The sequence below is a fragment of the Phenylobacterium sp. J426 genome, from assembly GCF_024699945.1.
Classification (GTDB): Bacteria; Pseudomonadota; Alphaproteobacteria; order Caulobacterales; family Caulobacteraceae; genus Phenylobacterium.
This window is the reverse complement of the sequence record NZ_JAJOMY010000001.1, coordinates 3,118,812-3,139,836: the sequence shown is the minus strand read 5'-3', so window position 1 is coordinate 3,139,836 and position 21,025 is coordinate 3,118,812. Positions and strand designations below refer to the sequence as shown.

The window sequence follows — 21,025 nt, the reverse complement described above, 5'->3', positions numbered from 1 at the left end:
TCCGGATTACTCCGCCGCGATGGACGCGCCGGCATAAGAGCCTTTGCGCGCGCGGTAGTTGTTGATCCGCTCTTCGACCTCGTGGCGGAAGTGGCGGAAGAGGCCCTGGATCGGCCAGGCGGCCGCGTCACCCAGGCCGCAGATGGTGTGGCCTTCGACCTGACTGGCGACGTCCAGCAGCAGGTCGATCTCGGACATCTCGGCTTCGCCGGTGACCATCCGCTCCATGACCCGCCACATCCAGCCGGTGCCTTCGCGGCACGGCGTGCACTGGCCGCAGCTCTCGTGCTTGTAGAAGTAGCTGGCCCGGGCGATCGCCTTCACCAGGTCTGCGTCCTTGTCGAACACGATCATGGTGCCGGTGCCGAGGCCGGAGCCCCTCGCCTGCAGGTCCTCGTAGGTCATCACGGCTTCCTCGGCCTCGTGGGCCGGGATCATGCGTACCGAGATGCCGCCGGGAATGACCGCCTTGAGGTTGCCCCAGCCGCCGCGAACGCCGCCGAAGTGCTCCTCGATCAGCTGCTTCACGGGGATGCCGACCGCGTCTTCGACGACGCAGGGCTTGTTGATGTGGCCCGACGCGGCGAACAGCTTGGTGCCCGTCGACTTCTCGGTGCCGAAGCCCGCGAACCAGTCCGCGCCGCGGCGCAGGATGGTTCCGACGACCGAGATCGACTCGACGTTGTTGATCGTCGTCGGCGCGCCCCAGATGCCGGCGCCGGCCGGGAACGGCGGCTTCAGGCGCGGCTGGCCCTTCTTGCCCTCCAGGCTCTCCATCAGCGCGGTTTCGTCGCCGCAGATGTAGGCGCCGCCGCCGTGCTGGACGCGGACGTCGCAGTCCCAGCCATGGACGTTGCCCGGGCCGATCAGCTTGGCGTCATAGGCCTGCTGGATGGCCGCCTGCAGGCGCTCGCGCTCGTGTACGTACTCGCCGCGGATATAGATGTAGGCGGTGTGCGCGCGGATCGCCCGGCAGGCGATCAGGCAGCCCTCGATCAACAGGTGCGGATCATTGCGCAGGATGTCGCGGTCCTTGCACGCGCCCGGCTCGGACTCGTCGGCGTTGACCACCAGGTAGTGTGGACGATCGCTCTCCTGCTTGGGCATGAAGGTCCACTTCAGCCCCGTGGGGAAGCCAGCCCCGCCCCTGCCGCGAAGGCCGGAGGCCTTGATCTGGTCGCAGATCCACTCCGGCGTCTGGGCGACGATGTCTTTCGTCCCGTTCCAGCAACCGCGCGTCTTCGCCCCTTCCAGACCCCAGTCGTGCAGACCGTAGAGGTTGGTGAAGATGCGGTCCTTGTCGGCAAGGATGCCCACCATCACGCCTTCTCCTTCACCGAACCGGCGGCCGGCAGGTTCGGGATCTTGATCTTCTTGGCGAGGCTGCCGTCGTAGAGCTTGGGGTCCGTCAGCGTCATCGGACCGCCCTCGGGCGCCGAGCCCTGGCGGCCGATGGCGGACCCCGGCGGCGGGGTCTTGCCTGCGGCGAAGTCGTTCAGGAGCTTCTCGAGGCTCTCCGGCGTCAGGTCCTCGTAGTAATAGTCGTTGATGGCGGCCATCGGCGCATTGGCGCACGCGCCCAGGCACTCGACTTCCTGCCAGTAGAACTTGCCGTCGGCCGAGCGATGGTTCTGAGCCCCGATGCGGCGCTTGCAGACGTCCATCAGCGCCTCGGCGCCGCGGCTCTGGCACGGCGTGGTGCCACAGACCTGCACCAGCGCGTGGGTGCCCACGGGCTCCAGCATGAACATGGTGTAGAAGGTTACGACCTCCAGCACCCGGATCACCGGCATGCCGAGCAGTTCGGCGACCGCACGGATCGCGGGTTCGGAGACCCAGCCTTCCTGCTTCTGCACGAGCCACAGCACCGGCACGACGGCCGACTGCTGCTTGCCGGCCGGGAAATTGGCCATCCAGGCCTTGGCTTTCTTCAGCGTATCGGGACTGAAGGCGAAGCTTTCCGGCTGGACGGGTGAAAGCCTACGGACGCTCAACGGTCGATCTCCCCGAACACGATGTCGAGCGAACCCAGGATGGCGGAGACGTCGGCCAGCATGTGACCGCGGTTCATCCAGTCCATCGCCTGCAGGTGCGGATAGCCCGGGGCGCGGATCTTGGCGCGGTACGGCTTGTTGGTGCCGTTGCTGACCAGATAGATGCCGAACTCGCCCTTCGGGGCCTCGACGCAGGCGTACACGTCGCCCGGCGGCGTGCGATAGCCTTCGGTGTAAAGCTTGAAGTGATGGATGAGCGCTTCCATCGAACGCTTCATCTCGCCCCGCCGCGGCGGAGCCACCTTGTTGTCGTCGACCAGCACCGGGCCGGGCGTCTTCAGCAGACGCTCGCAGCACTGCTTCATGATCTTGGTCGACTCCCGCATCTCCTGCATGCGGCAAAGGTAGCGGTCGTAGCAGTCGCCGTTCACGCCAAGCGGCACCTCGAACTCCATCTCGGAGTACAGGGCGTAGGGCTGGCTGCGGCGCAGGTCCCAGGGGATGCCCGAACCGCGAACCATCACGCCCGAGAAGCCCCAGGCGATCGCCTCGTCCTTCGAGACCACGCCGATGTCGACGTTGCGCTGCTTGAAGATCCGGTTGTCGGTGATCAGGCCCTCGATGTCGTCGAGGATCCTCGGGAACTGGTCGCACCAGTCCGAGATGTCGCGGACGAGCTCTTCCGGCAGGTCCTGACGGACCCCGCCGACGCGATAGTAGTTGGCGTGCAGGCGAGCGCCCGAGGCGCGCTCGTAGAACACCATCAGCTTCTCGCGCTCCTCGAAGCCCCACAGCGGGGGCGTGAGCGCGCCGACGTCCATCGCCTGGGTGGTGACGTTCAGCAGGTGGTTCTTGATGCGGCCGATCTCGTCATAGAGCGTGCGGATCAGCAGCGCCCGGACCGGCGGCGTGACGTCCAGCATCTTCTCGATGGCCAGGCAGTACGCGTGCTCCTGGTTCATCGGGGCCACGTAGTCCAGCCGGTCCATGTAGGGGATCGTCTGGGCGTACGGACGCGCCTCCATCAGCTTCTCGGTGCCGCGGTGCAGCAGGCCGATGTGCGGATCGACCCGCTCCACGACTTCGCCGTCCAGCTCCAGCACCAGGCGCAGCACGCCGTGGGCCGCCGGGTGCTGCGGGCCGAAGTTGATGTTGAACTTGCGGACCTTGGTCTCGGGCAGGCCCTGGACGTTGGCGTCGTTGGGCGCGGCCTGGATGTTCTGACCGGTCATGGCTTGGTCGCCTCATCGGACTTCTCGTCGCCCGGCAGCACGGGCGAGAAGCCGCGCTCCATGCCCTCCCACGGTGAGAGGAAGTCCCAGTTACGCCATTCGACCGACTTGACGGGCTCGTAGACCACTCGCTTCAGCTCGTCGTCGTAGCGGACCTCGACGTAGCCGGTCATCGGGAAGTCCTTCCGCAGCGGATGGCCGTGGAAGCCGTAGTCGGTGAGGATTCGGCGCAGGTCGGGGTGGTTGTCGAAGAAGACGCCGTACATGTCGAACGCCTCGCGCTCGTACCAGTCGGCGCAGGGATGCACGCTCGTCACCGACGGCACCGCGGTGTCCTCGTCCGTCTGCACCTTCACCCGGATCCGCCGGTTCTTGGTGAGCGACAACAGGTGATAGACCACGTCGAAGCGCCGCTCGCGCTCGGGATAGTCCACGCCGCAGAGGTCGATCAGCTGGTGGAAGCCGTGGGCGTCGCGCAGCAGCGTCAGCGCCTCGACGATACGGCCGGCGGGCGCCGTCATCGTGAGCTCGCCGTAGGCCACCTCATGGCTGCCGAAAAGGCCGCCGCCGTTGGCGACCAGCGCCTGACCCAGCTGCTCCAGGTCTGAGTTCGTCGCGGGCCAGCTCATCGCACGATCGTCCCGGTGCGGCGGATCTTCTTCTGCAGCTGCAGCACGCCATAGACCAGGGCCTCGGCGGTCGGCGGGCAGCCCGGGACATAGACGTCCACGGGCACGACGCGGTCGCAGCCGCGAACGGTCGAGTAGCTGAAGTAGTAATAGCCGCCGCCGTTGGCGCAGCTGCCCATCGAGATGACGTAGCGGGGCTCCGGCATCTGGTCGTAGACCTTGCGCAAGGCCGGAGCCATCTTGTTCACCAGCGTGCCCGCGACGATCATCACGTCGGACTGACGCGGCGAGGCACGCGGGGCGAAGCCGTAGCGCTCCAGGTCGTAACGCGGCATGGAAGCCTGCATCATCTCGACCGCGCAGCAGGCAAGACCGAACGTCATCCACATCAGCGAGCCGGTGCGGGCCCAGGTGATCAGGTCGTCGGCGGCGGCGGTGACGAAGCCCTTGTCCGCGAGCCGCTGCGAGACGCCGTCGAAGTACGGGTCGTGCAGCTTCGGATCATAGCCTTCGACGGTCGTGCGGCCGGCGGAGCCCGCGGGAACGATCACTCCCATTCGAGGGCGCCTTTCTTCCATTCGTAGATGAAGCCCACCGTGAGCACGCCAAGGAACGTCATCATCGACCAGAAGGCGAACTGCGCCACATCCGGCGGCAGTTTCATCAGTGACACCGCCCACGGGAACAGGAAGGCCACTTCCAGGTCGAAGATGATGAAGAGGATCGAGACCAGATAGAATCTGATGTCGAACTTCATCCGCGCGTCATCGAAGGCGTTGAAACCGCATTCGTACGACGACAGCTTTTCCGGGTCCGGCGCCTTGGGGGCGAAGATGGCCGCGGCGAGAATGAAGGCGATACCCAGCGCCGCCGCGATCCCGATGAAGATCACGATGGGCAGGTACTCGGATAGGAACGCGTTCATGGAGTCCTCGGGAGGAGTCGGGCGCCCTTCTAGGCCATCCTTCCCGGGGTTTCAAACGGCCCGACGCAGTTGCGAAACGCTCGCAATCAACCGCCGTTAGATGGGTCAATTTCGCCCCGCCGGCACTCTGCCGTTGACACGATTCCAGCACGCCCATATGAGAGCCGCCTCGCACGGCCCCCGGGCCTTACGCGGGTGTAGCTCAGTTGGTTAGAGCGCCGGCCTGTCACGCCGGAGGTCGCGGGTTCGAGCCCCGTCACTCGCGCCACTTCCCTCTCCTCACGGATCGCGGGAAGCCGGCGAGAACCCCCAGATCCTACCTCAGTTCGATCCGCTCGATGCGCCATGCCCGCTGTTCGGCCGTGGCCCCCGGCACATCGTTGGAGCGGCGCAGCACGGCGTCGCCCGACTGGTGGATCGGCTGGCCCGTCCGCAGTCGGCCGTAGATCACGACCGGCACCCGGACGAACAGCGACCCCGCCGCGCCTTCGATCTCGCCGGGCGCGCCCACCAGCGCCTGATAGCTCCAGTATGAATCGAGGTCCGGCGGACTCGCACCGCGCATCAGCTTCGAGGCCTCGCCCGCCTTGCCCGCCGACAAGTGCGCATAGAACGTCTGCACGACGTTCGCCGCTCCTTGGGCGCTGTCCGGTGTGAACGGTGCTTCGGAAATGGGTGTGCGGTCGTCTGGCAGGCCGCCGGGCGCACCAGGTTCCGGCGGTTGCACCGGTGGCGGGTCACCAGACCAGCACAGCACCGGTGTGGCGCTCGCCACGTCCTCGCCGGGCTTAAGGGGCGCTCGGAACCCCTGATCGCCCTTGGACCACCACTGAAGGCCGCCGCCGGTGTAGCGAGCGCCGCTCGCGCTCACGGCCCGCTTGAGATGCAGCGTCCTCTGCCCGAGGGACACGGTCGCTTGGTCCTGACCGACATACTTCACTTGCGTCGACTGGCCATCCTCGCACGTGTAGCGCGTGTAGTCCGGCTCCGGGAGGATGACACGGGAGACCTCAACGTCCTCCTCGGGAGCGCCTGCCTTCGGCTGGCAGGCCGCGACGGCCAAGGCGGAAAGGATCAGCAGGGCGCGCATCACGCCTCAAACGCTCAAGCTTAGGCGACCGTTTCCGGCGTCCGCTCCAGCACATAGTCGTCCGGATTGGGCGCAAGCGTCGCCCGCCAATAGTCGATCAGCTCGAACGGCCAGTTCTGGCTAACCCGGCCGAACGCGTTCTTGTACCAGCTGGAGACGTGCGGCGAGCCCCAGGCCCAGCCCTCGTTCGCCTGATCCACCTTGGCGTTAAAGGCGTCGTGCACCTCGCGCTTGGGCTCCATGGCAGAGGCCCCGGTCTCGGCCAGCAGCTTGAGGCAGCCGACGATGTAACGGATCGCGCACTCCGAGAAGAAGATGATCGAGCCGTTCACGACGATGTTCGTGTTGGGGCCGTACGTCAGGAACAGGTTCGGGTAGCCGGGGATCGTCACGCCCAGGTATGCCCGGGCGTCGCCGCCCCATTCGTCGTGCAGTTCGCGACCGCCGCGGCCCTTCACCTTCAGGAACGACAGGAAGTTCGAGGCCTGGAAGCCGGTGCCGTAGATCAGCACGTCGACCTCGTGCAGCACGCCGTCGGCGGTCACGACGCCCTTCGGATCGATGCGGGCGATCTTGTCGGTGATCAGCTCGACGTTCCGCCGCTTCAGCGCCGCGAGCCAGACGCCATTGTCCAGCACGGCGCGCTTGCCGCCGATCGGATAGTCCGGGGTGATCTTGGGCAATAGGTCGGGGCGGTCGGCGAGCTGGGCGGCGAACGACTGCTCGACCATCTCGCGCAGCATCGCGTTCTCGGGACCGACGGCGCGGGGGCCGCCGTTCCAGGCGGGATCCGACTTCACCATCGGCAGGAAGCCGTCGGTGACCATCCAGAAGAGCCAGAAGCGGTACCATTTGTCGTAGAAGGGCACGTGCTCGAGGAGCCACTTTTTCCCCTCGGCGACGTCCTCATGATAGTGCGGCACGGGCAGGCCCCACGGCGGCGTCCTCTGGAACACCTTCAGCTCGGCCACGTCGGGCGCGATCTCCGGCACGAACTGGTAGGCTGAGGCGCCCGTGCCGATCACAGCGACGCGCTTGCCCGTCAGCTCCACGTCGTGCCGCCACTCCGCCGAATGGAAGGCCGGGCCTTCGAAGCTGCCGAGGCCCTCGAGGTCGGGAAACTTCGGACGATTGAGCTGGCCCACCGCACTGATCACCGCGTTGGCCTCGACGGTCTCGATCTTTCCGTCCTTGCCACGCAAGCGCGCGCGCCAGACGTTGCGCGCCTCATCCCACGCCACCTCGTCGACAAAGGTCTCGAAGCGGATGTGCTTTCTCAGATCGTACTTCTCCGCGATGCCGCGGAAATAGCTCAGCAGCACGGGCTGGGTGGAGAAGTGCTGCGGCCAGAAGTGGTTGGGCTCGAACGAATAGCTGTACATGTGGTTCGAGTTGTCCACCCGGCAGCCGGGATAGGTGTTCTCGTACCAGGTGCCGCCCACGTCGGCGTTCTTGTCGACGATCTCGAAGGGGACGCCGGCCTGGCTCAGGCGGATGCCGGCCAGCAGGCCCGACATGCCGGCGCCGATCACCAGCACCTTCAGCTTGCGTGCGGCGGCTTGCAGCTTGGGCTGGTCGAACTGCGGGTCCTTAGACGATTTGCCGGCAAGCGCGAGTTCGTCGGTAAGGAAGTCTGCGTAGCTCTCCGGGATCGGCGCGCCGGCCACGAAGTCGATCATCCGCCGCAGCGTCGCCGGGTCAGGGTCGCGCAACTGGATCGGCTTGCCTTCGAGATGGGCCAGGATCGCCGCCTTGGCCGCCTCGCGGACCTTGGCCTGCTCCGCTTCGGGGATGCCGATGTCGTCCCTGGCGAGCGGATTGTACGTCGGCGTCCACTCGGACTTCAGCCATGCCTTGTCGCCGGTGACGTGAACCAGCGCCGCCATCAGCGCCGGCAGGTGGGCGTCCTTTAGGATCGTGTCGAGATCCGGACCTGCGGCCATGTTCCTACCCAGCAGTTATCGTTGTTCTTCTGGGTCGGAGCATGACTCCCGGCGGCGAGCTGCGGAAGCCCTCACCCCACGTCAGGCCGCCTCCTGCGCCTCGCGGATCTGGCGCATCAGCCGGCTGCTTACATCCAGAGCCGAGGCGCGCGCGTTCTCCTGCAGGTGCGCCATCCGCGTGGCGCCAAAAACGGCGCAACTCACCTGCGGATTGGCCAGGACGTACCCGAGAGCGGCCTGTGAGCCGGTCACGCCGGGCTGGCGATGCAGGAAACGGAAGCGTGCGCCGCGGGCGAGCTCGTCGCGATGCCGGGCGAAGGCGCGGGCGGCGTACCAGACATCCTGCGGCCCCTTCAGGCGTGAGAGCAGCGGCCGGGTGTGGCCCATGGCCAGCGCCATGCCGGCTAGCACCCCCTTCCCCGCCGCCGCGGCGCGCGCAATCAGGGGCTCCCGCTCCGGCCGAAGAACATTGTAGTCGACCATAACCACATCGAAGTCGGGCAGGCCGATGACGTGTTCGATCACCGCGGGATCGAAACTGTTGACGCCGAGCGCCCGGATGACTCCCCTCGCCTTGAGGTCGGCCAACGCGGCGCGCAGGTCGTCGTTGAGCTCTCCGATCGCCGGGCCGTGCAGCTGAAGGAGTCCAAGGCCTTCGACGCCAAGATTGCGCACGCTGCGCTCGGCGCTAGCCACGATGGCCGCAGGCGAGAAGTCCCGGGCGATGCGCCCGCCGCCGGCGTGATGGGTGCCGGCTTTGGTGGCGATCACCAGGCGCGAGAGGTCCCGGTCCATCAGCGCCCGGCCGAGCCTCGGCTCTGCCTCGCCCGCGGAATAGCTTGCGCCGGTGTCGAAGAAGGTGAAACCGAGGTCGAGCGCGGCGTGCACCAAGCCCAGCGCTTCCCGTTCCCCAAACTGCGGCTTGCCCCACCAACTGGCGCAGCCGAACCCCAATTCGGAAACGGTCAGGCCGGTGCTGCCCAGAGGGCGGTGACGCATGCATCGCTCCAATACGCACGAACGGCTAGGCGCGCGCGGTCGAGCGCTCTAGAAGGCCAGCGCGGGCGGCTAGCTCAGCTGGTTAGAGCATCTCGTTTACACCGAGAGGGTCGGGGGTTCGGATCCCTCGCCGCCCACCAACACTACCCCGTTCGACCGCCGCCGACGGCCTCGTGGCTCAGAAGTCTGGCGAAGAAGCGTCCGACCAGCAGGAAGACCACGGCCGCTCCTGCGGCAATGCCGGCATGCATGAGCCAGAAGTTCGCGGCCGGCATCTTCTCCAGCAACGTGCCGAGCACCCCGACGGTCTGGTTCCCGACCACGAGGTGCAGATAGTAGACGCCGATCATGGTCCCCAGCACCGCAGGTGGCGAGGCGCGCGCATAAAGGGCGAGCGAGACCGGCAACATGTTGGCGAAGGCCGCGCTGTTGAAGATCTCGAAGGCGATCAGCCACCACAGGCTGACCTTGGTCCCCGCCGCGGCCGCCATCGCCGCGCCGGCCGCGAGGCTGAGGGCGCCCAACACTGAGATGAACGCGCCGATCGTCAGCTTGCCGATCTCGTCCGGCTCCCTAAACCGGCGGGCCCACATCCGCCAGAACACCACCATGCCTGCGAGGAAGGAGACGGAGACGATGCTGTCGAGCGTGATCAGCCATGTGGTGGGCAGCGTCTCTCCGAAAAGGGTCATGTCGACGCTGGTGTCAGCCCAGACGAGATAGGCGTTGAAGATCTGTTGGTTCACCAGCACCGACGCGGCCAGCACGGGCAGCAGCGCCACCAGAACGCCGACAGTGCGCCAGTCGGCGGGCGAGAGCTTGGGCCGGTCGACCATGCTCGTCGTCTTCAGCGGCGGGTCGGGCGGCAGGTGCCTGCGGCCGGCGAGGTAGATGGAGAGTGCGATCAACATGCCGACGCCGGCGGCGCCGAAGCCGTAATGCCACCCCACCTTCTCTCCCAGCGTGCCGGCGATGAGCGGAGCTGCGATGACCCCCGCGTTGATGCCGAGATAGAAGATCTGGAACGCGTCGGCCCGGCGGAGGTCGCCCTCGCCGTAGAGGCCGCCGACCTGGCCTGCGATGTTGCCCTTGAAACAACCGGTGCCCAGCACAAGGCACAGGAGCGCCAGCAGGAACGAGACGTCGAAGGCCATCAGGAAGTGGCCAGCCGACATCAGCAGCGCCCCCGCGATGACGGTGCGCGTGCGGCCAAGCAGGCGATCAGCGACAAAGCCGCCCGCGATCGGCGTCAGGTACACAAGGCTGGTGTAGAGGCCGAAGATGGTGGAGGCGACTTGCTGCGTCGTCGCTTCACCGCCCAGCCCATAGAGGCCACTGAGGAAGGCCCGGAATCCCTCGAACCCAGCGATCTGCTCGACATGCGGCGTGAGCAGCAGTTGCTTGGTCATGTAGAGGACCAGCAGCGACTGCATGCCGTAGTAGGAAAAGCGTGCGGATTCCGACGATGCCGCCCAGCTATTCCGAGATGATCTCGCCCGCTGTTCCGATCTGATGCCGCCCAGCGGCACAGCCTTCATCGACAGGTTTCATCTGTCTGGGGTTCGGCCGGCTGGTCAAGCCTGATCGGCGGGTTTCGGGCGGCGCAGGGAGTCGCCGCTGAGGTCCAGGCGGTGGGCGTTGTGGACGAGCCGGTCGAGGATGGCGTCGGCGTAGGTGGCCTCGCCGATGACGGTGTGCCAGGCCGAGACCGGTAGTTGGCTGGTGACGATGGTGGAGCGCCGGCCGTAACGGTCCTCGAGGATCTCGAGCAGGTCGTGACGTGCCTGGGCGTCGAGCGGCTCCAGGCCCCAGTCGTCCAGGATCAGCAGTTGCACGGCGCCCAGGCTCTTGAAGCGGCGGCCGATGCTGCCGTCGCCGTGCGCCAGCGCCAGCTCGTCGAAGAGCTTGGGGACGCGGACGTAGAGCACCGAGCGGTTGTCGCGGCAGGCTTTGTGGCCGAGCGCGCAGGAGATCCAGCTCTTGCCCACCCCGGTCGGGCCGCAGATCACCAGGTTCTCGGCCGCGTCGATCCAGTGGCTTTTGAGCAGCGTCGTGAGGACGCCGCGGTCCAGTCCGCGGGGGGCGCGGTAGTCGATGTCTTCCGGGACGGCGTGGTGGCGCAGCCGCGCATGGCGGAGCCGGGCGCCGAGACGCTTGTCCTGTCGGTGCACGGTTTCACGGTCCAGCAGCAGCGCCAGCCAGTCGGCATGTCCCAGGCCGCCGGCTTCGGGGTTGTCGAGCAGTTCGCGGAAGGCCTTGGCCATGCCTTGGAGGCCCAGGACGTTGAGCTGGTCGAAGGTGGGATGGGTCAGCATCAGATCTCCTCAGTGGTAGTAGGTTGAGCCGCGGATGTTGGGGTGGGCGACGGCGCCGCCGGCCTCGCCGTCGCGCCGCCGGACCGGTTGGCCGTCGAGCCGGTTGTCGAGGATGGATTTGACCGCGCCGTAGCTGCGCGCGCTCACCAGCAGGGCGCGCTCGCAGGCCGCCTCCAGGCGCGCGACGCCGTAGACCTTGGCCAGGCGCACGATCCCCATCGTGGTGCGGAAGCCCTGTTCGGGGTGCGGCCGGTGCTCGAGGATCACCTGGCAGAGCAGCGCCACGGAAGGGCCGCAGGCCCGCGCCTCGCTCAGGATCCGCTCGATGGTCCAGTCGCTGTAGCGGCGGTGGCTGGCCGGCATGTGCTCGCTGAGCGTGGTGTGTTTGCCGTCGCCGGAGCCACGCAGGTGGGCGGCGATGCGCTCGCCGTGCAGGAAGATCTCCACGGCGCGGGCGGTGAGCCGCACCTCCACCGTCTCGCGGGCGTGACGGTAGGGGACGGAGTAGAAGTGGCCGTCGACGTCGACGTGGTAGTCCAGCCCCACCTTGCGCACGCGCCATTCGGCGAGGGCATAGGGCTCGGCCGGCAGGGCTTTAAGCCGCGGGGCGTCGATCTCCGCGAAGAGCTGGCGACGGGTGCGGCGCTGATAACGCCGGACCTGCTGCTCGTTGAGCCAGACCAGCAGCTCGCCCAGGGCGGCGTTCACCTCGGCCAGGCTGTAGAAGCGTCGATGGCGCAGCTTGCCGAGCAGCCAACGCTCGGCGATCCGCACTGCGGCTTCCACCTTGGCCTTGTCCCGCGGCCGCCTGGGCCGCGCCGGCAGCACCGCGGTGTCGTAGTGGGCGGCCAGCTCGCCGTAGGTGCGATTGACCTGCGGGTCGTAGAGGCAGGCCTTGATGATCGCCACTTTGGGGTTGTCCGGCACCAGCAGCCGCGGCGCGCCGCCGAAGAAGGCGAAGGCCTGCACGTGGCCGTCGACCCAGTCGGGGAGCTTCTCGCTCCAGGTGGCGCAGGCGAAGGTCAGGCTGGAGGCGCCCAGCACCCCGACGAAGATGTGCGCCGGCTGTGTCTTGCCGCTGCGGCGGTCGATGATCACCGGCACGGTGTCGCCGGCGTAGTCGACGAAGAGCTTGTCGCCGCCAAGATGCGTCTGGCGCATCGTCACCGGCAGGCGGGCTTCCCAGCTGCGGTAGAGCTCGCAAAATCGGCTGTAGCGATAGCCGTCCGGATAAGCCTCGATGTACTCGTCCCACAGGATCTGCAGGGTGACGTGCTTCTTCTTCAGCTCGCGGTTGAGCGCCGCCCAGTCCGGCTCGGCGCGCCGACGGAAGCCCTGCTTTGTCCTGCTCTCGCCGTAGAGCCGGTCTTCCAGCTCGCTGTCCGTCAGATCCAACGGCAACGGCCAGGCGAGACCGGATTCTTCGAAGCGCCGCGTCATCTCGCGGAACGTCGACGGGGCGATCCCCATCCGGCGGGCGATCTCCCGCCCGCCAAGCCCGGCGTCCAGGCGCAGCCTCAACATCTCGCGCACGCGGCGCATCGCAATCCTCTCCGTCGGCATCGGCCTCTCCTCGAAAGGAGGAGAGCCTAGCGTCGGCGAAGGCCTGGACCGCCGGGCCGCCTGGGCGGGATCATCCCGGATCCTGGGCGGCGTTATCCCGGAACGGTGGGCGGGATCACTTCGGAATGGTGGGCGGCATCAAATCGGAACGGCGGGCGCGATCACGTCGGAATCCGCAGGAAAAGCGCTCCCACGCCTCGGAGAAGGCCAGGTAGCCCAGCGCCCTCGGATGTCCGAGGAACGCCTTGTCGCCGTCCTGGGCGACCTTCGAAGCCGTCATTCCGCCTCCCCCCTTGCCGGCCATGCCTAGCGCGCTCCGAAGAGCACCGCCAGCAGCACCGAGGCGCCGATGAGCGCGAAGAGCACGGCGGCGCCGATGCGGACGTAGTTCAGCGGCACGACCTTGGTCGCCGCCTCGCCGAGGAAGACCGCCGGAACGTTGGCCGCCATCATGCCCAGGGTGGTGCCCGCCGTGACCAGGGCGATCTCCTGGAACCGCGCGGCCAAGAGCGTCGTGGCGATCTGGGTCTTGTCGCCGATCTCCACCAGGAAGAACGCGATCAGCGTGGTCAGGAACACGCCGCCGAGAGTGCGGGCTCCCGCGTCCTCATCCTCCTTGTCGGGGATCAGCGCCCACACCGCCATCGCCACGAACCCTACGCCGACGAGGACCTGGAACAGCGAGCCCGTGAGGTACTTCGCCACGACGACGCCGATGGTGGCGGCCGCGGCATGATTGAGCAGCGTCGCGGCAAGAATGCCGAGAATGATCGGGAGCGGCTTGCGGAAACGCGCGGCCAAGACGATGGCGAGGAGTTGGGTCTTGTCACCGATCTCGGCGACGGCCACCACGCCGGTGGAGATGAGAAGGGCTTCCAAGTCGGACTCTCAAGGGCGCGGCGTCGACACGACGATGCGAATGCCCCGTCGCGCCCGCGCCGAAGCCGCATCGCCGGTCTCGCCAATCCGGACCTGAAGGTCCGCCGCTCGCGCCATGCCGTGAAGGCAAGCCTGTTGACGCGGGCTCCGCTGTCGCGCGGACGGCTACTCCCCGTGGATGGCCGGCTGGTAGGCGATTGGCAGGTCGGCCGCAACCGAAAAGCGGCGGCCGTGGCAGACGGCCGCCCCTCTTCGGCGCTGGGGCCGGTTCAGCTGTTGAGCGTGCTCTTGAGTCCTTCGCCAACACGGAAGCGACAGGTGGCGCTGGCCGGACGCCGGACCTTCTCCCCGGTGCGGGGGTTGCGCGCCATGCCCGCCGCACGCTTCACCGGCACGAAGCTGCCGAAGCCGACCAGCCGCACCTCGCGCCCGGCCTTCAGCGACGTCGAAACCGAGGCAATGAAGGCCTCTAGCGCTTCCTTGGCCTGCGCCTTGTTCAGCCCTGCCCTGTCGGCGATCGCCGTGACGAGTTCGGCCTTCGTCATCTGATCAGTCTCCCACCATCTGTTTTTTATGTGTTTTTCGACCAGCCGCCGGCGCGCCCCAACCGCGCCGCACCGCCCCCGCCGGCATTTAAGGCGCGTCCGAGCTTGGCCGTCAAACGAAGCGGCGCGGGATTTCTCCCGCGCCGCGCGCTTGTCACAAGTTGTGATCGCCCGGTGAGCGATCAGTGCGTGATGACCGCCTCGACGTCCGCCGTGTCCGATTCCTCGGCCGCGACTTCCACGGGCGCCGTGTCATCCCACTCGATCGGGGTCGGCTGACGCACCAGCGCCTTGGCGAGCACCTGATCCATGGTCGAGACCGGGATGATTTCCAGGCCGGACTTCACGTTGTCCGGAATGTCGGCCAGGTCCTTCTCGTTCTCTTCCGGGATCAGCACCGTCTTGACGCCCGAGCGGAGCGCCGAGAGCAGCTTCTCCTTCAGGCCGCCGATGGCGGTGACCCGGCCGCGCAAGGTGACCTCGCCGGTCATGGCGACGTCGGCCTTGATCGGGATGCCCGTCAGCACCGACACGATCGCGGTAGCCATGGCCGCGCCCGCGGAGGGCCCGTCCTTCGGCGTCGCGCCGTCCGGAACGTGGATGTGGACGTCGGTCCGCTCGAAGATCGGCGGTTCGATGCCGAACTTCGTGGCCCGGCTGCGAACGTAGCTGTTCGCCGCCGAGATCGACTCCTTCATGACATCCTTCAGATTGCCGGTGACCGTCATGCGGCCCTTGCCCGGCATCTTGACGGCCTCGATCGTCAGGATGTCGCCGCCGAACTCGGTGTAGGCCAGGCCGGTGATAATGCCGACCTGATCTTCCTTGTCCGTCTCGCCGTAGCGGTACTTCTTGACGCCCGCGTACTTCTCCAGGCGCTCCGCATCGATGGTGATCGAGACCACCTTCTCGCGGACAAGGTCGCGAACCGTCTTGCGCGCCAGATTGCCCAGTTCGCGCTCGAGGTTACGTACGCCGGCTTCCCGCGTGTAGTAGCGGATCAGGTCCCGGATGCTGTCTTCCGGCACCACGAACTCCTCGGGCTTCAGCCCGTGGTCCTTCGTGAGCTTCGGCAGGATGTGCCGCTTGGCGATCTCGACCTTCTCGTCCTCGGTGTAGCCGGGGATGCGGATGATCTCCATGCGGTCCAGCAGGGGTTGGGGCATGTTGAGCGAGTTGGCCGTGGTGACGAACATCACCGGCGACAGGTCATAGTCCACTTCCAGGTAGTGGTCGGCGAAGGTGGAGTTCTGCGCCGGGTCCAGCACCTCGAGCAGCGCCGACGACGGATCGCCGCGCCAGTCCGAGCCCATCTTGTCGATCTCGTCCAGCAGGAAGAAGGCGTTGGTCGTCTTGGCCTTCTTCATGGACTGGATGACCTTCCCGGGCATCGAGCCGATGTAGGTGCGGCGGTGGCCGCGGATCTCGGCCTCGTCGCGCACGCCGCCCAGGGCCACCCGCACGAATTCGCGACTGGTCGCCTTGGCGATGGACTTGCCGAGCGAGGTCTTGCCGACCCCTGGGGGGCCGACGAGGCAGAGGATCGGGCCCTTGAGCGACCCCACGCGGCTCTGGACCGCCAGGTACTCCAGGATCCGTTCCTTGACCTTCTCCAGGCCGTAGTGGTCCTCGTTGAGGATGTCCTCGGCCTTCTGCAGGTCGATCGGCTTGGCCTTGCCCTTGCCCCACGGGATCGACAGCAGCCAGTCCAGGTAGTTGCGGACGACGGTGCTCTCGGCCGACATCGGGCTCATGTTGCGGAGCTTCTTCAGCTCGGCCTCGGCCTTCTGGCGGGCTTCCTTGGAGAGCTTGGTCTTCTTGATCCGCTTCTCGAGCTCGAGCAGCTCGTCGCGGTGGTCGTCCTGCTCGCCCAGCTCGCGCTGGATCGCCTTCATCTGCTCGTTCAGATAGTACTCGCGCTGCGTCTTCTCCATCTGACGCTTCACGCGGTTGCGGATCTTCTTCTCGGTCTGCATGACCGAGATCTCGCCCTCCATCAGGGCGTACACTTTCTCGAGGCGCTTCACGACGTTGAAGACCTCGAGCAGCTGCTGCTTCTCGGCGATCTTCACCGACAGATGGCCGGCGATGCGGTCCGCCAGCTCCGACGGATTGTCGATCTGCGGGATGGCCGCGAGGGCCTCCGGCGGCACCTTCTTGTTGAGCTTCACATAGTTTTCGAACTGCTCGATCACCGCGCGGCTCAAGGCCTCGGCTTCGGGCGAGCCCGTGCCGTCTTCCTGCACGTAGGCGATCTCGGCTTCGTAGTAGTCGGCCTGGCCGGTGAACCGGGTGATGCCGGCGCGCGCGCGGCCCTCGACCAGCACCTTCACGGTGCCGTCGGGCAGCTTCAGGAGCTGCAGGATCGTGGCGACCACGCCGACATCGTAGATCGCGTCGGGCGCCGGATCGTCGTCGTCCTTGTCCTTCTGGGTGGCGAGCAGAATCTGCTTGCCCTCAGCGCGCATCGCCTCCTCCAGCGCACGCACGGATTTCTCGCGGCCGACGAAGAGCGGAACCGGCTGGTGCGGGAAGACCACGATGTCCCGCAGCGGCAGGATGGGGAGGATCTTAATCTCGGACATGATGCTTCTTTAACTCCTGGCCGGCCCGTTTGGATCGGACCTGGCCTGCCGGATCGTGGTCACTTCAGACGATGCGCCTGAGTCGGACGACCCGTCCGCCGGGCCACGGCGGTTGTTCGGTGATTTATGTGGACGGTTTCGCGAGGGGTTCAAGCGCCGCAATAACCGTGCGCGACACTCGGCCTCATCGCTGTCCACAGGTTAGCTTTACCAGAGGAAAGGATGCGAGCTGCGCAAGGATTTGCCTTGATCACACGCAATAGATGGTCAGTGGCCGCTGGGTTCTCAAGTGGTCGGTGCGGGGCGGCCCGACTTCGCACCGGTGGCGAGCTTGGTCCTCACCTCGCGCACCGCGACCGCCGGCAAACGCTCGGCGTTCGCAGCGACGTAAGCCTCTACGTCTGCGGCATGATGTCTGGTCATGGACCGCAAGAGCCATGAGACCGCCTTGGTGATCAGCGGATCCCGTTCCGCCGCGAGGGTGTCGATATTGGCGAAGGCCCGGGCCTTGAGCCGCGGATCGGGCGAGGCGCGCGTCGGGCCGGTCAGCAGGACCAAGGACGCCCGCCGCCGGCTTATGGCGCCGTCACGGCTCCATGCGGCGAGCGCAGGCTCCCAAGCCACCCATGTGGCCAGAAGCTGGTCGGCGGAAAACAGTCCCTGGCAGAGGTGATCGACCTCGGCCCAGCCCTGCAGGCCGCCGAGCCAGCGGTCGACATGGCTGGGCGTAACGTCTGCCCTGGCCTTCGCGTGGCAGCCCAGTATCAGCGGCCCGAGGGTCTTCTCCTCGTAAGAAGCTCCGCCCATCAAGCTGTCGACGAGCGCCAGCACACGCTCCGGCGACACCTCGTCATGGGTGCGGACCCAACGACGGGCGATCTCACGCTTCGCCGGCACGCTCAGCCCATAAAGCGGATGATCGCCCTGCCCAAAATAGCCGGACGGCGGGCGGCGCGACGGGTCTGCCGCTGCTTCGATGGCGCCGATCAGCCGAAGGTGTTCCGCATCCATGCGTCAGACCCCGTCACCTGATCTGAGCATCGGGCTCCGCCGAGCCCGCCGGCAAGCGCAGAGATCGAAACGGCCCCGCAGGGGTCCTGCGGGGCCGTAAGGCTGGTCGGGGCGCGAGCGTCGGTCAGGCCGCGCCGCCCTTGTCGCGACGTTCGGCGTAGATGATCAGCGGCTGGGCGCGGCCCTCGATGACCTCCTGGTTCACCACCACCTCCTCGACGCCGTCGTAGGTGGGCAGCTCGTACATGGTGTCGAGCAGCACGCCTTCGAGGATCGAACGCAGGCCGCGGGCGCCCGTCTTGCGCTGGATGGCCTTGCGCGCCACCGCCATCAGGGCGTCGTCGGTGAAGGTCAGGCCCACGTTCTCCATCTCGAAGAGACGGACGTACTGCTTCACGAAGGCGTTCTTCGGCTCGGTGAGAATCTTCACCAGGGCCTTCTCGTCCAGGTCGTCCAGGGTCGCGATCACCGGCAGACGGCCGATGAACTCCGGGATCAGACCGAAGCGCAGCAGGTCGTCCGGTTCGACCTGGCGGAAGATCTCGCCGGTGCGGCGCTCGTCCGGATCGGCGACCTTGGCGCCGAAGCCGATCGAGGTGCCCTGCCCGCGCGCCGAGATAATCTTCTCGAGGCCGGCGAAGGCGCCGCCGCAGATGAACAGGATGTTCGTCGTGTCGACCTGCAGGAACTCCTGCTGCGGATGCTTGCGCCCGCCCTGCGGCGGCACGGAGGCGACAGTGCCCTCCATGATCTTCAGGAGCGCCTGCTGGACGCCCTCGCCCGACACGTCGCGGGTGATCGAGGGGTTGTCCGACTTGCGGCTGATCTTGTCGACTTCGTCGATGTAGACGATGCCGCGCTGGGCGCGCTCGACGTTGTAGTCGGCGGCCTGCAGCAGCTTCAGAATGATGTTCTCGACGTCCTCGCCGACGTAGCCGGCCTCGGTCAGCGTCGTGGCGTCGGCCACGGTGAACGGCACGTCGATGATCCTGGCGAGCGTCTGGGCCAGCAGGGTCTTACCCGTGCCGGTCGGGCCGATCAGCAGGATGTTGGCCTTGCCCAGCTCGACATCGTTGTTCTTCGTCGCGTGGTTCAGGCGCTTGTAGTGGTTGTGGACGGCGACCGAGAGGACCTTCTTGGCGTGGTCCTGGCCGATCACGTAGTCGTCGAGGACTTCGCGGATCTCCTTGGGCGTCGGCACCCCATCCTTCGACTTCACGAAGGAAATCTTGTGCTCTTCCCGGATGATATCCATGCACAGCTCGACGCATTCATCGCAGATGAACACCGTCGGGCCCGCGATCAGCTTGCGGACTTCGTGCTGGCTCTTGCCGCAGAAAGAGCAATACAGCGTGCTCTTCGAATCTCCGCTCGCGGCCTTGGTCATGGTCTGGTCTCACTCTCTCGACGATGCGGGCCGATCATCTGGCCAGCCTCGCACCCCTTGGCGCTGGCGTGGGGCATGTCCGCCGTATCAATGCAGAATACGCGCCGCGGGTTGTCCAAGTCTTGACATTCCCCGATCCGGCCTCGGATCACAAGGGCTCGCTCGCCGGAGCGACAAAACGCGGCGCGACGCCCTGTGGATAGGCGCCTCGTGTTCTTAGATGGGATTCGGCCCGAAATGGCACAAGAGCCCGCATCCGCGGCCGGAACGCCGATCGTCGCTTTCGATTTCGACGGCACGATCACGACCAAGGACAGCTTCACCACCTTCCTGAAATGGCGGGCGGGTCCGCTACGCTGGTGGCTCGGCTGCCTCCAGTTGGTCCCCGCCGCCCTCGCCTATGTCCTCCACCGCGACCGTGGCCGGATCAAGGCGGCGGCCGTGAAGGTCTTTCTGAAAGGCGTGCCTCACGACCGGCTGGAGGCCGACGCGAGCCGTTTCGCGGAACTCTTCGCCCGCAAGCTGTTCCGGCCCGACGCGCTGGCCACCTGGAAGCGTTGGCGGGAGCGCGGCGCCCGGATGGTGATCGTGACCGCGTCGCCGGACATCGTGGTTGGCCCCTTCGGCCGCGGCCTGGGCGCGGATCTCGTGCTGGGCACGCAGTTGTCGTTCGATCCGCAGAACCGGGTGGTGGGCGCGTTCTCAGGCCCCAACTGCCGGGGACAGGAGAAGGTGGTGCGCCTGCACGAAGTGTTCGGGCCAGAGCTGCGGCTGGCGGCGGCCTACGGCGACACGTCGGGCGACACCGAGATGCTGGCCATCGCCGACGAGGCTGGCTTCCGCGTCTTCACGGCCAAGCCCTAGCCCCTCAGCCAGGCGGCCCTGCGATCTGCCGCCACGCGGCGGCGAGCTCAGCCTCGAAGCGCTCGGCGCTGAAGGCTGCAGCCGTACGTCGTCCCGCCTCTCGCCTGGCCTCGAACCCTTCGCCGGCGGCGAGCTGATCCAGCCGCTGCACCAGCAGCTCCGCGACCTCGAACACCTGGTCGTCGTCGAACCAGTCCCCGTTTTCAGGGGTGGCGTACTCGCGGCCGCCGCCGCCGTGGAACCCGACCACCAGGGCGCCCGTCGCCATCGCCTCCAGAGGCGGAAGGCCGAGGCCTTCGTCGCGGCTGAGCGAAACGAAGATGTCCGAGGCCGCCATCACCTTGGCGACCTCCTGGCGCGGCAGCCCCACGATCTCGTGGAAATCGAATTCGAGGGTCGGCCGCCAGGATCTCGCCAGGCCCCGGATCAGGCGGCTGTCATGCGGCCGCTTGCGTGGCATGGCGGCGACGGAGAGCCGCGGCCTGGCGGGCGGCGTGGTTGCGAACACCGGATCGATGAACGGACGGACCGGCCACGTCGGCCCATCCCAGCCCATCCGCCGCAATGCCTCAGCCGTCACGCCGCTGCAGGTGAGGATGCCTCGGCAGCCCCAGTTGCGGATCACCTGAAGATCACGGAAAGCGACGAAGGTGTAGTAGAGGTTCTGGTTGTGGATGAGCTTCCGGGCGGGGCTGTCGTTCAGCAACTGCGCCGCCAGGCCATGCATCTCGCCTACGACCACATAGTCGGCGGCGGTCAGGCTGTGCAGGTCGGCGTGCCACGGCTCGGCCCGACCTGGCGGGAACTGGACTTCAGCCGGCTTACCTGGCTGGGGAACGAGGAGCAGCCGGGCGTCGTAGCCCAGCCTGCGGAGGGTCGTCACATGGTCCAGGTTGACGAGCTGGCCGCCCGACCGGTGATCGCCGTCGGTCAGGTAGAAGATGCGCAAGGGTCGAACGCCTCCGACTCGGGCTGTCGCGAGCCCAAGCCTAGGCTACCGGCCCGGCGCGCGCGGACAAGCCGAACGCAGCGCTGATCCCCTCGAGCGGACCGGCCGCTGCAAG

Annotated in this window: 20 protein-coding genes, 2 tRNA genes and 1 riboswitch; of the genes, 3 read left to right on the top strand and 19 right to left on the bottom strand. The window is 67.0% G+C overall.

Annotated features, from left to right (window positions below; genetic code table 11):
* Positions 1-6 precede the first annotated feature (6 nt).
* From nuoF to LRS10_RS16520, 6 genes are read right to left on the bottom strand one after another with little or no spacing between them, the layout of a single operon-like run.
* Entirely contained in the window at positions 7-1,320 is a 1,314-nt protein-coding gene (gene nuoF, locus LRS10_RS16545; protein ID WP_257838227.1) for an NADH-quinone oxidoreductase subunit NuoF, read from the bottom strand.
* Entirely contained in the window at positions 1,320-1,994 is a 675-nt protein-coding gene (gene nuoE, locus LRS10_RS16540) for an NADH-quinone oxidoreductase subunit NuoE (RefSeq protein WP_257838226.1), read from the bottom strand. Before nuoE ends, nuoF begins: the two co-directional genes overlap by 1 nt.
* Positions 1,991-3,226 carry an NADH-quinone oxidoreductase subunit D gene (locus tag LRS10_RS16535; RefSeq protein ID WP_257838225.1) on the bottom strand — a complete coding sequence of 412 codons (1,236 nt, stop codon included), beginning with the start codon at positions 3,224-3,226 and terminating at the stop codon, positions 1,991-1,993. Before LRS10_RS16535 ends, nuoE begins: the two co-directional genes overlap by 4 nt.
* Complete coding sequence (locus LRS10_RS16530) at positions 3,223-3,855, bottom strand: NADH-quinone oxidoreductase subunit C (protein ID WP_257838224.1); 633 nt, start codon at positions 3,853-3,855, stop codon at positions 3,223-3,225. Before LRS10_RS16530 ends, LRS10_RS16535 begins: the two co-directional genes overlap by 4 nt.
* Complete coding sequence (locus LRS10_RS16525) at positions 3,852-4,433, bottom strand: NADH-quinone oxidoreductase subunit B family protein (protein ID WP_257838223.1); 582 nt, start codon at positions 4,431-4,433, stop codon at positions 3,852-3,854. The genes LRS10_RS16530 and LRS10_RS16525 overlap by 4 nt, the downstream gene beginning before the upstream one ends.
* A complete protein-coding gene (locus tag LRS10_RS16520) occupies positions 4,403-4,780 on the bottom strand; it encodes an NADH-quinone oxidoreductase subunit A (protein ID WP_257838222.1) in 378 nt (125 codons plus the stop codon). The genes LRS10_RS16525 and LRS10_RS16520 overlap by 31 nt, the downstream gene beginning before the upstream one ends.
* Positions 4,781-4,971: 191 nt before the next feature.
* On the opposite strand from LRS10_RS16520, the gene LRS10_RS16515 reads away from it, so the two are divergent.
* Positions 4,972-5,048, top strand: a tRNA-Asp gene (locus tag LRS10_RS16515).
* Positions 5,049-5,096: 48 nt separating this feature from the next.
* Here the strand turns inward: LRS10_RS16515 and LRS10_RS16510 are convergent.
* From LRS10_RS16510 to LRS10_RS16500, 3 genes are all read right to left on the bottom strand, one after another.
* Positions 5,097-5,870 carry an MliC family protein gene (locus LRS10_RS16510; protein WP_257838221.1) on the bottom strand — a complete coding sequence of 258 codons (774 nt, stop codon included), beginning with the start codon at positions 5,868-5,870 and terminating at the stop codon, positions 5,097-5,099.
* 20 nt (positions 5,871-5,890) lie between these two features.
* Complete coding sequence (locus LRS10_RS16505; protein WP_257838220.1) at positions 5,891-7,813, bottom strand: NAD(P)/FAD-dependent oxidoreductase; 1,923 nt, start codon at positions 7,811-7,813, stop codon at positions 5,891-5,893.
* Positions 7,814-7,894: 81 nt separating this feature from the next.
* Positions 7,895-8,812, bottom strand: a complete 918-nt coding sequence (locus tag LRS10_RS16500; RefSeq protein WP_257838219.1) for an aldo/keto reductase — start codon at positions 8,810-8,812, stop codon at positions 7,895-7,897.
* Positions 8,813-8,875: 63 nt separating this feature from the next.
* On the opposite strand from LRS10_RS16500, the gene LRS10_RS16495 reads away from it, so the two are divergent.
* A tRNA-Val gene (locus LRS10_RS16495) sits at positions 8,876-8,952 on the top strand.
* 3 nt (positions 8,953-8,955) lie between these two features.
* Here the strand turns inward: LRS10_RS16495 and LRS10_RS16490 are convergent.
* From LRS10_RS16490 to clpX, 9 genes are all read right to left on the bottom strand, one after another.
* Entirely contained in the window at positions 8,956-10,350 is a 1,395-nt protein-coding gene (locus tag LRS10_RS16490) for a peptide MFS transporter (RefSeq protein ID WP_257838218.1), read from the bottom strand.
* Positions 10,351-10,386: 36 nt separating this feature from the next.
* Entirely contained in the window at positions 10,387-11,127 is a 741-nt protein-coding gene (istB, locus tag LRS10_RS16485; RefSeq protein ID WP_257836904.1) for an IS21-like element helper ATPase IstB, read from the bottom strand.
* A gap of 9 nt (positions 11,128-11,136) precedes the next feature.
* Positions 11,137-12,669, bottom strand: a complete 1,533-nt coding sequence (istA, locus tag LRS10_RS16480; RefSeq protein WP_257839117.1) for an IS21 family transposase — start codon at positions 12,667-12,669, stop codon at positions 11,137-11,139.
* Between the two features lie 136 nt (positions 12,670-12,805).
* Positions 12,806-12,970 carry a hypothetical protein gene (locus tag LRS10_RS16475; protein WP_257838217.1) on the bottom strand — a complete coding sequence of 55 codons (165 nt, stop codon included), beginning with the start codon at positions 12,968-12,970 and terminating at the stop codon, positions 12,806-12,808.
* A gap of 26 nt (positions 12,971-12,996) precedes the next feature.
* Positions 12,997-13,569, bottom strand: coding sequence for a TMEM165/GDT1 family protein (locus LRS10_RS16470; RefSeq protein ID WP_257838216.1), 573 nt, complete (start codon positions 13,567-13,569; stop codon positions 12,997-12,999).
* Between the two features lie 85 nt (positions 13,570-13,654).
* Positions 13,655-13,755, bottom strand: a riboswitch (yybP-ykoY riboswitch).
* An 83-nt stretch (positions 13,756-13,838) separates the two neighbouring features.
* Positions 13,839-14,144, bottom strand: coding sequence for an HU family DNA-binding protein (locus tag LRS10_RS16465; RefSeq protein ID WP_257839191.1), 306 nt, complete (start codon positions 14,142-14,144; stop codon positions 13,839-13,841).
* 152 nt (positions 14,145-14,296) lie between these two features.
* On the bottom strand, positions 14,297-16,699 hold the full coding sequence (gene lon, locus LRS10_RS16460) for an endopeptidase La (protein ID WP_257838215.1): 2,403 nt from the start codon (positions 16,697-16,699) through the stop codon (positions 14,297-14,299).
* A 285-nt stretch (positions 16,700-16,984) separates the two neighbouring features.
* On the bottom strand, positions 16,985-17,710 hold the full coding sequence (locus tag LRS10_RS16455; protein ID WP_257838214.1) for a DNA alkylation repair protein: 726 nt from the start codon (positions 17,708-17,710) through the stop codon (positions 16,985-16,987).
* Positions 17,711-17,834: 124 nt separating this feature from the next.
* Positions 17,835-19,097 (bottom strand): ATP-dependent Clp protease ATP-binding subunit ClpX, encoded by a 1,263-nt coding sequence (gene clpX, locus LRS10_RS16450; RefSeq protein WP_257838213.1) that lies wholly within the window; start codon positions 19,095-19,097, stop codon positions 17,835-17,837.
* A gap of 237 nt (positions 19,098-19,334) precedes the next feature.
* Here clpX and LRS10_RS16445 point away from each other — a divergent pair, with 237 nt between their 5' ends.
* Positions 19,335-19,961 carry an HAD family hydrolase gene (locus LRS10_RS16445; protein ID WP_257838212.1) on the top strand — a complete coding sequence of 209 codons (627 nt, stop codon included), beginning with the start codon at positions 19,335-19,337 and terminating at the stop codon, positions 19,959-19,961.
* Between the two features lie 4 nt (positions 19,962-19,965).
* Here the strand turns inward: LRS10_RS16445 and LRS10_RS16440 are convergent, their stop codons facing one another.
* Positions 19,966-20,910: a glycosyltransferase family 4 protein gene (locus LRS10_RS16440; RefSeq protein WP_257838211.1), complete on the bottom strand. Its 945-nt coding sequence runs from the start codon at positions 20,908-20,910 to the stop codon at positions 19,966-19,968.
* Between the last annotated feature and the right edge of the window lie 115 nt (positions 20,911-21,025).